Origin of the sequence: Isoptericola jiangsuensis, assembly GCF_048320105.1 — a bacterium.
Classification (GTDB): Bacteria; Actinomycetota; Actinomycetes; order Actinomycetales; family Cellulomonadaceae; genus Isoptericola; species Isoptericola jiangsuensis_A.
The window spans coordinates 1,521,311-1,534,495 of record NZ_CP182942.1; the positions used below are offsets into that span (position 1 = coordinate 1,521,311).

Annotated in this window: 7 protein-coding genes; 1 reads left to right on the forward strand and 6 read right to left on the reverse strand. The window is 70.6% G+C overall.

What is annotated here, in order from left to right:
• On the forward strand, positions 1-900 hold the full coding sequence (purU, locus tag ACNHYB_RS07145) for a formyltetrahydrofolate deformylase (RefSeq protein WP_418277737.1): 900 nt from the start codon (positions 1-3) through the stop codon (positions 898-900).
• Between the two features lie 49 nt (positions 901-949).
• Here the strand turns inward: purU and ACNHYB_RS07150 are convergent, their stop codons facing one another.
• The 6 genes from ACNHYB_RS07150 to pulA form a co-directional block, all read right to left on the reverse strand.
• Positions 950-1,705: an ATP-binding cassette domain-containing protein gene (locus tag ACNHYB_RS07150; RefSeq protein WP_418277738.1), complete on the reverse strand. Its 756-nt coding sequence runs from the start codon at positions 1,703-1,705 to the stop codon at positions 950-952.
• Complete coding sequence (locus tag ACNHYB_RS07155) at positions 1,702-2,886, reverse strand: ROK family transcriptional regulator (protein WP_418278010.1); 1,185 nt, start codon at positions 2,884-2,886, stop codon at positions 1,702-1,704. The genes ACNHYB_RS07150 and ACNHYB_RS07155 overlap by 4 nt, the downstream gene beginning before the upstream one ends.
• 85 nt (positions 2,887-2,971) lie before the next feature.
• Positions 2,972-4,150 (reverse strand): multiple monosaccharide ABC transporter permease, encoded by a 1,179-nt coding sequence (mmsB, locus tag ACNHYB_RS07160; protein ID WP_418277739.1) that lies wholly within the window; start codon positions 4,148-4,150, stop codon positions 2,972-2,974.
• Positions 4,147-5,709, reverse strand: coding sequence for a multiple monosaccharide ABC transporter ATP-binding protein (gene mmsA / locus ACNHYB_RS07165; RefSeq protein WP_418277740.1), 1,563 nt, complete (start codon positions 5,707-5,709; stop codon positions 4,147-4,149). The genes mmsB and mmsA overlap by 4 nt, the downstream gene beginning before the upstream one ends.
• A gap of 124 nt (positions 5,710-5,833) precedes the next feature.
• The gene (gene chvE, locus ACNHYB_RS07170; RefSeq protein WP_418277741.1) at positions 5,834-6,997 is read right to left on the reverse strand and encodes a multiple monosaccharide ABC transporter substrate-binding protein; all 1,164 of its coding nucleotides are present in this window, start codon (positions 6,995-6,997) and stop codon (positions 5,834-5,836) included.
• A 254-nt stretch (positions 6,998-7,251) separates the two neighbouring features.
• Positions 7,252-13,101 (reverse strand): pullulanase-type alpha-1,6-glucosidase, encoded by a 5,850-nt coding sequence (gene pulA / locus ACNHYB_RS07175; protein WP_418277742.1) that lies wholly within the window; start codon positions 13,099-13,101, stop codon positions 7,252-7,254.
• Positions 13,102-13,185: the final 84 nt, after the last annotated feature.

A 13,185-nucleotide genomic window follows, 5' to 3' on the forward strand; every position in this document is an offset into this window, starting at 1 on the left:
ATGGCGTGCGTGACCACGCAGCCGCACCTCCCCCCGCAGCCCGGACGCCCGGCCCCCGCCCCCGAGTGGGTGCTCACGATCTCCTGCCCGGACCGTCCCGGGATCGTGCACTCCGTGACCGGGATGCTCGCCGCCCACGACGGCAACATCACCGAGTCCCAGCAGTTCGGCGACCCCGTCTCGGGACTGTTCTTCCTGCGCGTGCAGGTCGCCTCCCACGCGTCCCGCGCCGAGCTGACGGCGGCGATGACCGACGTCGCGCAGCGGTTCGCGATGACCTGGTCGCTCGACGTCGTCGGACGCCCCGTGCGGACCCTGCTCATGGTGTCGAAGGCGGCGCACTGCCTGGTCGACCTGCTGTACCGCGAGCGCTACCAGCAGATGCCGATCGAGGTCGTCGGCGTCGTCGGCAACCACACGGACCTGGCCGACCACGCGGAGTTCTACGGCAAGCCGTTCCACCACGTGCCCGTGACCGCCGCGACCAAGGGAGCGGCGGAGGACCGGCTGCGCGAGCTCGTCGACGAGCTCGACGTCGAGCTGGTGGTGCTGGCCCGCTACATGCAGATCCTCTCGGACGAGCTCTGCCGGGACCTGTCGGGGCGGGTCATCAACATCCACCACTCGTTCCTGCCGTCGTTCAAGGGCGCGCGACCCTACGCGCAGGCGCACGACCGCGGCGTGAAGCTCATCGGCGCGACGTCGCACTACGTCACCGGCGACCTCGACGAGGGACCGATCATCGAGCAGGACGTCGAGCGCGTGGACCACTCGCGCGAGGTGGACGACCTCGTCTCCCTCGGCGAGGACGTGGAACGACGCACCCTGGCGCGCGCGGTGCGCTGGCACGCCGAGCACCGGGTGCTCCTCAACGGCCACCGCACCGTCGTGTTCCACTGACCCGTCCTCGACGGCGGGGACGCGGCACCGGCGGCGCAGGGCGGGTTCGTCAGGAGGCGCCGGTGATCGCCGCGAGGATCGACTCGTGGCTCGCCGTCGCCGGGAACGAGCCGTTGTTGCGCCCGTGCCGCAGCACCTCGATCCGGTCCGACACGGCACGCACGTCGTTGAGGTTGTGGCTGATGAGGATCACCCCGAGACCCAGGTCGCGCAGCCGCTGGATGTGCGTGAGCACCTCGCCGGTCTGCGCCACGGACAACGCCGCCGTCGGCTCGTCCAGCACCACGATGCGCGGGTTCCCGATGAGGGTGCGCGCGATCGCGACCGCCTGACGCTGACCCGCCGACAGGTTGCGCAGCGGCGTGCGCACCGACGGGATCCGCACCGTCAGGTGCTCCAGCAGGCGCTTGGTCTCGACCTCCATCCGCCCGTCGTCCATGAGGCCCGCCCGGTTGCGCAGCTCGCGACCCAGGTAGACGTTGGCCGTGACGTCCAGGTTCTCCGCCACCGCCAGGTCCTGGAACACGCTCGCGATGCCCAGGTCGTTGGCCGCCGACGGCGAGCCGATCGAGACCCCACGCCCCTCGATCTCCACCTGACCGGCGTCCGGCGCGAGCACGCCCGCCACGACCTTCGCGAGCGTCGACTTGCCCGCACCGTTGTCGCCGACGAGCGCGACCACCTCGTGCGCGTGGACCTCGAGGTCCACGCCGACCATCGCCTCCACCGCCCCGAAGTACTTGCTCACCTCGCGCAGGGCGAGCAGGGGCGTGTCCTTGCGCGCCCCCTGCGGCAACGCCTTCATCGTCCAGGCCTTCCGTCGTCGGTGGCGTCGGACCGGTCGAACACGTCGGTGTTCTCCAGGGCGAGCGCCACTGCTCCCATGATCTCGGCACGCATCCCCAGCGCCGCGGGCACGACCTCGGGCCCACCGGTCTGGTTCAGCACGGTACGACGACGCAGCGCGTCGCGCACCGGACCGAGGAAAGTCTCCCCCGTCTCGGCCAGGTCGCCGCCCACCACCACGATCTGCGGGGCCAGGCCCGTGGCGAGCGCCGCCACGACGGTCCCCACCCGCGCCCCGGCGTCGGCGACGATCTCGCGGCAGCCGGGGTCGTCGTCCGCCGCGAGCCGCACCAGGTCGCGCAGCGTCAGGTTGCCGTGGCTCTGGCGCAGCGGTTCCAGCAGGGCCGGCAGCCCGACGACGGTGTCCAGGCACCCACGGCTCCCGCAGCCGCAGATGCGTCCCGCCGGGTCCACCTGGACGTGGCCGATCTCCCCGGCCGTGCCGTCCGCGCCCCGGTGCAGGCGCCCGCCGACCACGATCCCGGCACCGACGCCGTGCGTGACGTTGACGTAGATCATGTCGCGCCACTCGCGGCCGGCTCCGAGCGTCGACTCGGCGAACGCCCCGAGGTTCGCGTCGTTGTCCACGAACACCGGGCGGGCGAGCCGCTTCTCCAGCACCTGGCCGATCTGCACCGCGTCCCAGTTGCGCAGCACGCCCCGCACGCTGATCATCCCGGTGCCCGGGTCGATGGGCGCCGGGACGGCCAGCCCGATGCCGAGCAGCTCGTCCAGCTCGGAGCCCACCCGTTCCAGCAGGTCGACGATGAGCAGCGCGGCACGGTCCAGGCTGGTGTCGGACCGGTGGTCGGCCGGCAGCGGGAAGACCTGTTCCGCGAGGACCTCGTGCGCGACGTCGGCGAGCGCCACCCGCAGGTGCCGGTAGCCGACGACGATGCCCGCCACCATGCCGACGCGGTGCGCCAGGGTGACGAGCTGGGCCCGGCGTCCGGACCGCACGGTGTTGCGGACCTCGACGACCTCGGCGGCGACGAGCTCCTTGACGATGACCGAGACGGTGGCGGGCGACAGCCCCGTCGCACCGGTGAGCTCGACCTGCGTCAGCCCGCCGTGCTTCTTCACCGCGTCGACCACCCGGGCGCGGTTGGCCTCGCGCAGCGACGACTGCGAACCAGCCATCGTCCGAGGTCCTCTCACGCCGGGAGTGTAGACGCATGGGGCGGTCGGGTGGGGACGTGCCCACCCGACCGCCTCACGGTGAGGGTCAGCGCGCGACCGAGGCGCGGCGCTTGTTCCAGATGTCGAACGCCACGGCGAGCAGGAGCACGAGGCCCTTGACCACCTGCTGCGTCGACTGCGGGACACCCATGAGCTGCATGCCGTTGGACATGACCGCCATGATCAGACCACCGATGACGGCACCGCCCACGCGGCCGACACCACCGGTGGTGGACGCGCCGCCGATGAAGCAGGCGGCGATCGCGTCGAGCTCGAACATGTTGCCGGCGCCCGGCTGGGCACCGTTCATGCGCGAGGAGAACACGACGCCGGCCACGGAGGCGAGCACGCCCATGTTGACGAAGATCCAGAAGTTGACCCGCTTGACCTTCACGCCGGACAGCTCGGCCGCGTGGCGGTTGCCGCCGACGGCGTACACGTGCCGGCCGAACACGGACCGCTGCGTCACCAGCGCGTAGATGATGATCAGGACGGCCAGGATGATCAGCACGATCGGCAGACCGCGGGAGATCGAGAGCTGGTAGCCGAACCACATCACGACCGCGGCGATCACCACGAGCTTGACGATGAACAGCGGCAACGACTCGACCTGCTGCTGGTAGGCGATCTTGCCCTGGCGGCTGCGCCACTGGCTCACCGCGTAGCCGACCACGGCGATCCCGAAGATCACCAGCGTGAACACGTCGAACCCGTACCCGCCGAGCAGTCCGTTGAGGAACCCGTTGGCGATGTCGTAGTACGGGGTGCCGAACGGCGACAGCGACTGGTTGCCGAGCACGAGGAAGGTGAGGCCGCGGAAGATGAGCATGCCCGCCAGGGTCACGATGAAGCCGGGGATGCCGACGTACGCGACCCAGAAGCCCTGCCACATCCCGACCAGGAGGCCCACGAACAGCGCCGCGAGCACTCCGACCCACCAGGGCATCCCGTTGCGGACGACGACGACCGCCGACACGGCTCCCGTCAGCGCCACCACCGATCCGACCGACAGGTCGATCTGCCCGGCGACGATGATCATCACCATGCCGATGGCGAGGATCAGGATGTAGGAGTACTGCAGGACGATGTTGGTGAGGTTCGTCGGGGACAGGAACGCGGGGTGCAGTGCGGCGAAGATCGCGACGATGACGACGAACGCGATGACGATGCCGCTCTGGCGCATGTTCCGGGCCAGGACGTCCCGGACCGAGTCGATGGCATTCATGAGGCGGATTCCTTCGTGGGCAGGGGCTGGTCGCGTTCGAGGGTCATGAGCTCCATGAGTCGCTCCTGGGTCGCCTCGGCGACGGGGAGCTCACCGGTCATGCGGCCGAAGGCGAGGGTGTACACGCGGTCGCAGATGCCGAGCAGCTCGGGCAGCTCGGAGGAGATGACGACGACGGCCTTCCCCGCTGCGACCATCTTGTTGATGATCGTGTAGATCTCATACTTGGCACCGACGTCGATGCCGCGTGTCGGCTCGTCGAGGATCAGCACGTCGGGGTCGGTGTAGAGCCACTGGGACAGCACGACCTTCTGCTGGTTGCCGCCCGAGAGCTTGCCGACCTCGGCGACGACGGTCGGCGTCTTGATGTTGAGCGACCTGCGGTACTCCTCGGCGATGCGGAGCTCCTCGTTGCCGTTGACCCAGCCGCGCGGTGCGAGCTTGTCCAGCCCGGCGAGCGAGATGTTGTGCCGGATGTCGTCGATGAGGTTGAGGCCGTAGTGCTTGCGGTCCTCGGTCGCGTAGGCGATGTTGTGCCCGATCGCCTCGGAGACGTTGCGGACCTGGACCTGCTTCCCGTCCTTGTAGATCTCGCCGGTGATGTTGCGTCCGTACGAGCGTCCGAAGATGCTCATGGCGAGCTCCGTGCGTCCGGCGCCCATGAGGCCGGCGATGCCGATGACCTCACCGGCGTGGACCTTGAACGAGGCGTCGGTGATGACCTGCCGACCGGCCTGGGTCGGGTGGTCGACGTGCCAGTTCTCGATGCGCAGCACCTCGTCGCCGACGACGGGGGTGCGTTCCGGGTACCGGTGCTCGAGGTCCCGGCCGACCATGCCGCGGATGATGCGGTCCTGGACGGAGCCGGTCTCGGCCTCCATGTCGATGGTCTCGATGGTGCGCCCGTCACGGATGATCGTCGTCCGGTCGGCGATGTCCTCGATCTCGTTGAGCTTGTGCGAGATGATGATCGAGGTGATGCCGTGCTCCTTGAGGGAGCGCAGCAGGCCGAGCAGGTGCGCGGAGTCGGAGTCGTTGAGCGCGGCGGTCGGCTCGTCGAGGATGAGCAGCTTGACCTCCTTCGAGAGCGCCTTGGCGATCTCGATGAGCTGCTGCTTGCCGACGCCGAGCTGGCCGATGGGCGTGGTGGGGTTCTCGTGCAGCCCCACGCGCTCCAGCAGCTCCGCGGCCCGGCGGTTGGCGTCGTTCCAGTCGATCAGGCCGAAGCGTCCACGGCTCTCGTTGCCGAGGAAGATGTTCTCGGCCACCGACAGGTACGGCACGAGGGCCAGCTCCTGGTGGATGATGACGATGCCGCGGTCCTCGGAGTCGTTGATCGACCCGAACTCGGCCGCGGCCCCGTCGAACACGATCTCGCCGTCGTAGGTGCCGTGCGGGTACACACCCGACAGGACCTTCATCAGCGTGGACTTTCCGGCGCCGTTCTCACCGCAGATCGCGTGGATCTCGCCCTGGGCGACGGTGAGGGTGACGTCCGACAGCGCCTTGACGCCGGGGAACTCCTTGGTGATGGAGCGCATCTCCAGAATGGTGCTCATCTGCGCCCTCGTCCCTCCTTCGATGGGATGCGCCGACGCCCCTGAGGGCCCGTCGGCCACGGGAGGGCCGGCCCGTCGTCGCAGGATCGCTGACGACGGGCCGACCCGCCCCTGGTAGGTCCGATCAGTCGGCGGCCTGGCCCGACTCGACCTCTTCGGTGGTGTAGTACTCCGAGTCGATCAGCACGGGCTGGATGTCCTCGGCGAAGACGGTCTCGACCTCGAGGAGGTAGGACGGCACGACCTTGACGCCGTTGTCGTACGTCTCGGTGTCGTTGGCCTCGGGCTCCTCGCCGTCGACGAAGGACTCCGTGGCGGTGACGGCCTGCTCGGCGAGGAGGCGGGTGTCCTTGAAGATCGTGGACGACTGGACGCCGTCGTTGATCAGCTTGATGTTCGCGATCTCGGCGTCCTGACCGGTGACGACGGGCAGGCCGTCCTCGAGGGTCGGGCCCATGCCGGCACCCGTGAGGGCGTTGAGGATGCCGCGCGAGAGCACGTCGGCCGGTGCCAGCACGCCGTTGAGCTCCTCGTCGCCACCGGTGTAGGTGGACGTCAGGAGGTCCTCCATGCGGCTCTGGGCGGTCTCGAGCTCCCAGCGCTGCGTGGAGACGGTGTCGAAGTCCGTCTGGCCGGACGGGACGACGAGGGTGCCGTCGTCGAGCAGCGGCTGGAGGATCGACATGGCGCCGTCGAAGAAGAAGCTGGCGTTGTTGTCGTCCGGGGAGCCGGCGAAGAGCTCGATGTTGTACGGGCCCTCCTCGCCGGTGGCCTCGCCGTTCTCGTCGAGGTAGCCGAGGCCGCGCAGCAGCGCGTTGGCCTGGGCGACGCCGACCGCGAAGTTGTCGAACGTCGTGTAGAAGTCGACGTTCTCGCTGTCGCGGATGAGGCGGTCGTAGGCGATGACCGGGATGTTCGCGGCGGCCGCGGCCTCGAGCTGGCTCGTGAGGGCCGTGCCGTCGATGGACGCGATGATGAGGACGTCGACGCCCTCGGTGATCATCGAGTCGATCTGCTGGGTCTGGGTCGGGATGTCGTCGTTGGCGAACTGCAGGTCCACGGTGTACCCGAGGTCCTCGAGCCCGGCCTTGACGTTGTTGCCGTCCTGGATCCAGCGCTCGTAGGTCTGCGTCGGCATCGCGACACCGACCTGCACGTTCTCGTCGCCGTCGCCGGCGGCGCCGTCGCTGCCGCCGGAGCCCGCGCCCTCGCCGCCACAGGCGGTCAGGGTGAGCGCCAGTGCCGCCGCTCCAGCGGCGACCATGCCCGTCTTCTTGCTGAGTCGCATCCTCGCGCTCCTTCTCATCGTCGAGGGTCCTCCGGGCGGCGACCTTCACCCACCGGCGCCCGCTCGCGGGCCTGGACCGAACCACCAAGGTGGCCGGGATCCACTGTGCTGCGTTCGAGTCTCGAAGTCAAAGGCTCGCGGTCACGATCTGGTCACGATACGTTCGCCGGAAAGTTGCCTCAGGAGCGCAAGAAACCCCCGGTTGTGTTCGCGGAACGAACTCAACCGGGGGTTCATGCCCGTCTTCCTCGAGGTCAGCGCTGCGACTCCTCCAGCACCGCGACGGTGCGCGCGGGGACTGTCACCGTGCCGGAACGCACCTGCCACCGCGTCTGCCGCACGACGGCGTCACCGCCTCGGGCCTGGACCTCGGACAGCCGCAGGTCACGACCCGCCCAGCCCGGCACCTCGACGGTGACCGCCTCGGGCGACGCGTTGAACACGGTGACCAGGCCGTCGAGCCGGCGGTCCGCGTCCTTGCCGACACGGTCGTCGACCGCCATGACGATCACGCCCGGGATCGCGTCCGGACCCGACCCCGGGAACGACACCTTGGCGTTGATCGCCTGCGCGGAGCCGAGCCGGAACAGCCGGGTCGACGAACGCAGCTCCAGCAGCTCGGCCGCCCGGTCGGAGGCCGTCGCGACGTCGTCGGGCGACGGCTTGAGGGCGGGGTCGGCGAGAAGCGGCGCCAGGTGCGGCCACTTCTCGGAGTTGTCCGCCGCCATCGGCAGACCACGGCCGAACCCGTTGTCCTGACCCGACCAGTCGATCCCGTTGAACCAGTCGCCGGAGTCGTAGGAGTTGCGGTCCAGCGACTTCGAACGCAGCAGGTCGGTGCCCGCGTGCCAGAACGACGGCGTCTGGGCGAGCGCCGTCGTGGCCAGCGAGACAGTGTTCATCCGCACCCGGTCGTCCATGGACGTCGCCTGCGGCAGCTTCAGCGTCAGCAGGTCGAACAGGGTCTCGTTGTCGTGCGCGTCCACGTAGGTGACGACCTCCTCCGGGGAGTCCGCGTACCCCGCGGGCGACCCGCGGTAGTCGAGGTCCTCGCCGCGGGTGAGCTCGCCGTCGGACGTCGTGAACGCGAAGTCGCGCAGGTTGCCGGCCAGCCCGAGCCGCACCAGGTCGGTCTGGTGGCCGAGGTCAGCGGCCTCGTCCGCACCGCCGTCGTTCACCGACCCGGCGTCCCCCGCCGAGGCCTCGCGCCCGTTCGGGTCCGTGAACAACCCGGTGCCGAACCCCTGGGTGAACGTCGACGAACCGTCCACCGGCGACCCGCCGTGCACGGCGTCGCGCAGCCGGTCCGAGAACGTGCCGATCCCCGTCCCGCCGAGCTGACCCTGCGTGGCCTGCGTGAACAGGGCGTCGTCGGCGACCTCGCCGAAGTTCCAGCCCTCCCCGTAGAGGTAGACGGCCGACCCGTCGACACCGTCCGTGCGGGGCGTCAGGGCGTCCAGGGCCTCGCGCACCGCGAGCATCGTGTCCCGCGAGTGGTGACCCATGAGGTCGAACCGGAAGCCGTCGACCTTGTAGTCGCGCGCCCACGTGACGACCGAGTCCACCATGAGCTTCTCGGCCATCGCGTGCTCGGTCGCGACGTTCTGGCAGCACGTGCTCGTCTCCACCGCGCCCGTGGTCGGGTTCAGGCGGTGGTAGTAGCCCGGCACCACGCGGTCGAGCACGCTCCTGGCGTCCTGGCCGCTCGCCGCGGTGTGGTTGAACACCTCGTCGAGCACCACCTGCAGGCCGGACGCGTGCAACCAGCCCACCATCGAGCGGAACTCCGCCGTGCGGGGCGCACCGTCCCGGTGCACGGCGTACGAGCCCTCCGGGGTCGAGAAGTGCAGCGGGTCGTAGCCCCAGTTGAAGGCGTCGTCGGCCTGGACCTCGGCCACCGCGGCCTGCTGCTCGGTGGAGTCCGGCGCGAACCCGGTCAGGTCACCGGTGGTGGCCTGGTCGGCGGGGTCCTCGGGGATCGTGGCGATGTCGAACGTCGGCAGCAGGTGCACCGTCGTCATGCCGGCGCGCTGCAGCGAGCGCAGGTGCTTCATGCCGTCCGACCAGAACGCGCCGAACGCCCCGTAGGTGCCCCGCAACCTCGACGGGACGGTCTCGTCCGCCACCGAGAAGTCCCGGACGTGCAGCTCGTAGATGGTCTGGTCCACGGGCCGCACCCGCGGCTGGGGAGCCAGACGCCACAGCAGCGGCTGCCAGCGGCGGTCGTCGAGGTCGACGACGACCGAATGGGTCGAGTCGGTCGTCAGGCCCACCGAGTACGGGTCCGTGACGACGTTCGTCTCGACCTCACCGGTCGACGGCACGTAGACGGTCACCTCGTAGCGGTAGCGGGCACCGTCCAGGTCGATCTTCTTCGCGGCCTTCGCCCCGTCGACCGTCCAGGTGCCGTCGGCGGCGCGGACGGCGTCGACCCGGCGAGGTTCGTCGTCCAGCGACGTCTTCGCGGGCCAGACCAGCAGGTCGACGTCCTTCGCCGTGGGCGCCCACAGTGCGAACGACGTGCCCTTGGCCCGGCCGGTCCCCACCGTGACACCGAGCGTACGTTTCGCAGCGTCCTTGCCGTACAGGTCGTCGAGGACGCCCGGCAGCTGCACTCCGGTCGCCGCCGTCAGCACCGCGCCGTCGGCACGGGTGACCAGCAGCTGCCCGGTGAGCAGCTCCTCGACGGCGGCGCGCTCCAGCGGCTCGCCGTCCGACGTCGGCACCAGCGTCGTGCGGTCCGCGAGCGCCGGGAAGTCGGCCGCGACGTCGTCGGGGACGTCACCGCCCGGTTCCAGCGACCAGGACGCGGCGTCCGCGGGCAGGTCGCCGCCGTCCGGTCCGGTGACGGACCGGACGCCGTCGGCGTCCGCGGAGATCTCGAGCCCGCCGGCGGGCGCGGTCCAGAGGGTCCAGTCGCCGGCGCCGAGGTCGTCCGGGGCGAGGAGCAGCCCTTCGCGCACCCAGTGGGCCGCCTGCTGGCCGGCGCCGGCGAGGGAGGGGTGCTCGGTGCCGATGGTCAGCTCGTGGGTGGCGAGGTCGTAGGAGAAGGTCACCGTCTCACCCTCGCTCGTGGAGAAGGAGTAGTTCGCGCCGTCGGGGGCTCCGCCGACGCCGTAGTTCTCGGCCCAGCTCATGCCGTGGGCCACCTTGACCTCGTAGGCGCCCTCCGCGAGGGCGTCGGTGGACCAGGTGTAGGTGCCGTCGCCGTCGGGGTCCTTGGCCCAGCTGGCCAGGCAGTCGGGGGCCCACGACGCAGGGCAGCCGACCTGGTCCTGGAACGATCCTGCCAGGGTGACGACGGGGCCCTGCGCGGTGGAGGAGAAGTCCTTGCTCACCGGGTCCCAGTAGAACGTCACCTCCCCGCCCTCGTGGGTGTACGTCGCGTTGGCACCGTCCGGGGCACCGCCGACGCCGTAGTTCAGCGCCCACGACCCGTTGACGGCGACCTTGTACTCGTACTCCCCGGCGGGCAGGTCGAACGTGCCCTCGAAGACGCCGTCGGGGCGCTCGGTGAGGCTCGCGGCGTCGCAGTCGGGGGTCCAGTCGCCGGCGCAGCCCATCTCGCTGTTGTGGCTGCCGGGCACGGTGACCAGGTCGATCCCGGTCTCGGGCCCGGTGTCCCCGACGACGCCGGACACGTCCACGCCCACCGAGGCGAACGTCGAGGCGGCCGCGGCGTCGCCGTCGGCGTCCACCGTGACGGCGCGGTACTCCACGAGGGTGCCCTCGGGCAGGTCGCCGGCGTCGTGGAAGACGCGCGGTGTGGTGTCCTCCGCGGTGCCGAGCGCGTGCCACTCGGTGGCGCCGACCTCGCGCCAGGCGAAGGACGTCTCGGCCCAGGCGTCGTCGTCGACGTCGGCGCGCACGGGCGTGGTGGCGTCGACGGCCGCGCCGGGGGCGGGTACGTCGAGCGTGATCGTGCCGGCGGAGTCCGCGCCCACCGTGCGGTCGGCGCGCAGCACGACGGCGGAGGTCGCCGGGACGGCGAGGGTGACGGTGCCGTCGGCGTCGGCCGTCACCGGCTCGGCGTCCCCATGCAGCACCTCGTAGGTGGCGCCGGGCGTGAGGGTGGTGAAGGTGGCCTCGGCCGCCTGCGCGGCGTTGTTCACCGCGACCAGGTGCTCGATCTTCTCGGCGCGGTCCACCCGGCTGAACGCGTAGTAGCCGCGCCCGCCGTGGGAGTCCTCACCGACGAACCGCTCGATCTGCGCGCCGGTGGCCAGCGCGGGGTGCTCCTCGCGCAGCGCGGCGAGGGCCGCGACGTGGTCGTAGAGCGGCGCGTCCGTGTCGTACCGGTCGACGCTGCCGGCCGGCTCGCCTGTCACCAGCGGCTGGTCGGCGTAGGAGTCCACCTGGGTGGCGAACAGCGTCTGGCGGGCGTCCTTGTCGCCGCCGGTGCCCGCGAAACCCTGCTCGTCGCCGTAGTAGACGACCGGCTGGCCGCGGGTGAGGTACATCAGCTCGTGGGCCAGCTCGTCGCGGGCCAGCGGGTCGTCGGTGCCGGCCAGCATGTAGCCGATGCGGCCCATGTCGTGGTTGCCGAGGAACGTCGGCAGGGCCGCCGCGGACGTCGTCGGGGTGGTGTAGCGGTCGTCGCTCGCGTACAGCGTGGCCAGGCCGCGGGCGCTGTTGCCGCTCGCGAAGCTCGCCGCGGCGGCCTGGAAGGAGAAGTCCAGCACCGAGCTCATGTCCGTGTCGCGCACGTACGGGGAGGTCTTGGCGGCGTCCGCGTCGTACACCTCGCCGAACATGAAGAAGTCGTCCTTGCCCTGGGCGTGGGCGTGGTCCATGACCTCGGCCGTCCAGGTCTCCCAGAACTCCGGGTTGACGTGCTTGACCGTGTCGATGCGGAACCCGTCGATGCCCAGGTCGATCCAGTCGGAGTAGACGTCGACGAACCCGTCGACGACCCGCGGGTCCTCGGTCATGAGGTCGTCCAGGCCGTCGAAGTCGCCGTAGGTCACCGACTCCCCGGACCACGTCGAGTTCCCGCGGTTGTGGTAGAGGGTGGGGTCGTTGAGCCAGGCCGGGACCTTGACGTCGGCGTCCTCGGGGTCGATCACCGGCGTGTACGGGAACGACGTCGCGGCGTCGAGCGCCGGGAAGTCGTCGCTGCCGGCGACGTCCGCCGGGTCGAATGCGTTCCCCGCGGCGTCGGTGTAGGGCGAGGTCGCCTGGTCGACGTAGCCGTAGGTGCCCTCGGCGTAGTCCACGACGTCGGCGGTGTGGTTGGTGATGATGTCGAAGTACACCTTGATGCCGCGCTCGTGCGCGTCGTCGATGAGCCCGCGCAGCTCGTCGTTGGTGCCCAGGTGCGGGTCGATGCGCGTGAAGTCGGTGATCCAGTAGCCGTGGTAGCCGGCCGAGACGTCGTCGCCCGTGCCCTGCACCGGGCGGTTGAGTAACGACGGCGTCAGCCAGATCGCCGTCGTGCCGAGACCCTCCACGTAGTCCAGGCGGTCCCGGATCCCCGCGATGTCGCCGCCGGAGTAGAAGCCCTTGTCCGTCGGGTCGAACCCGTGGTCGAGCCGGTCGCCCTCGATGCCGCCGGTGTCGTTGGTCGGGTCGCCGTTGGCGAACCGGTCGGTCATGACGAAGTAGAACCGCTCGTCCGACCCGGCCTGGCGCACCGGGGGCACGACGAGCGCGGCGTCCGCCTCGTCGTCGTACTCCCCCGCCAGGCCCAGCGGGGTGAGCGCGGTCAGGTGCGTGGCGTCGTCGTAGGTGACGCGCAGGCGGGTGTCGCCGCCCAGCACGAGCGGGGCGTTCGCGTCGGTGCCCTCGCGGCCGTAGGCCTCGTCCCAGGCGTCGTCGAGGGCGACCTTGTACTCGTACGTGCCGGCCGGGAGGTCGAACTCTCCCGTGTAGGTGCCGTCCCCGACGGCGGTCAGCTCGGTGTCCGCGCAGGCGGGGTCCCAGTCGGCGGCGCACCCGAGCTCGTCCTGGAGGTCGCCCACGAGGGCGGCGGTGCGGTCGACGGCGGCCGCGGGGGTCGTGAGCGCCACGGCACCCCCGACGACGGGAGCGGCGAGAGCGAGCGCCGCCAGCGCGGCGACCAGGCTCCGTGAGCGTGGCAGGGGCAGGGGCAGGGGACGGACCATGGCGGGGACTCCTTCGTCGACCGGGGGCGCGCGTCGCGACCTCGACCGACTGTATCCGTTGCTGCAACCTTGCAGCAATGGGTG

Excerpts from the sequence above, each read along its gene's own strand:
- purU (WP_418277737.1), top strand. The coding sequence starts at position 1 with ATGGCGTGCGTGACCACGCAGCCGCACCTCCCCCCGCAGCCCGGACGC.
- ACNHYB_RS07150 (WP_418277738.1), bottom strand. The coding sequence starts at position 1,705 with ATGAAGGCGTTGCCGCAGGGGGCGCGCAAGGACACGCCCCTGCTCGCC.
- ACNHYB_RS07155 (WP_418278010.1), bottom strand. The coding sequence starts at position 2,886 with ATGGCTGGTTCGCAGTCGTCGCTGCGCGAGGCCAACCGCGCCCGGGTG.
- mmsB (WP_418277739.1), bottom strand. The coding sequence starts at position 4,150 with ATGAATGCCATCGACTCGGTCCGGGACGTCCTGGCCCGGAACATGCGC.
- mmsA (WP_418277740.1), bottom strand. The coding sequence starts at position 5,709 with ATGAGCACCATTCTGGAGATGCGCTCCATCACCAAGGAGTTCCCCGGC.
- chvE (WP_418277741.1), bottom strand. The coding sequence starts at position 6,997 with ATGCGACTCAGCAAGAAGACGGGCATGGTCGCCGCTGGAGCGGCGGCA.
- pulA (WP_418277742.1), bottom strand. The coding sequence starts at position 13,101 with ATGGTCCGTCCCCTGCCCCTGCCCCTGCCACGCTCACGGAGCCTGGTC.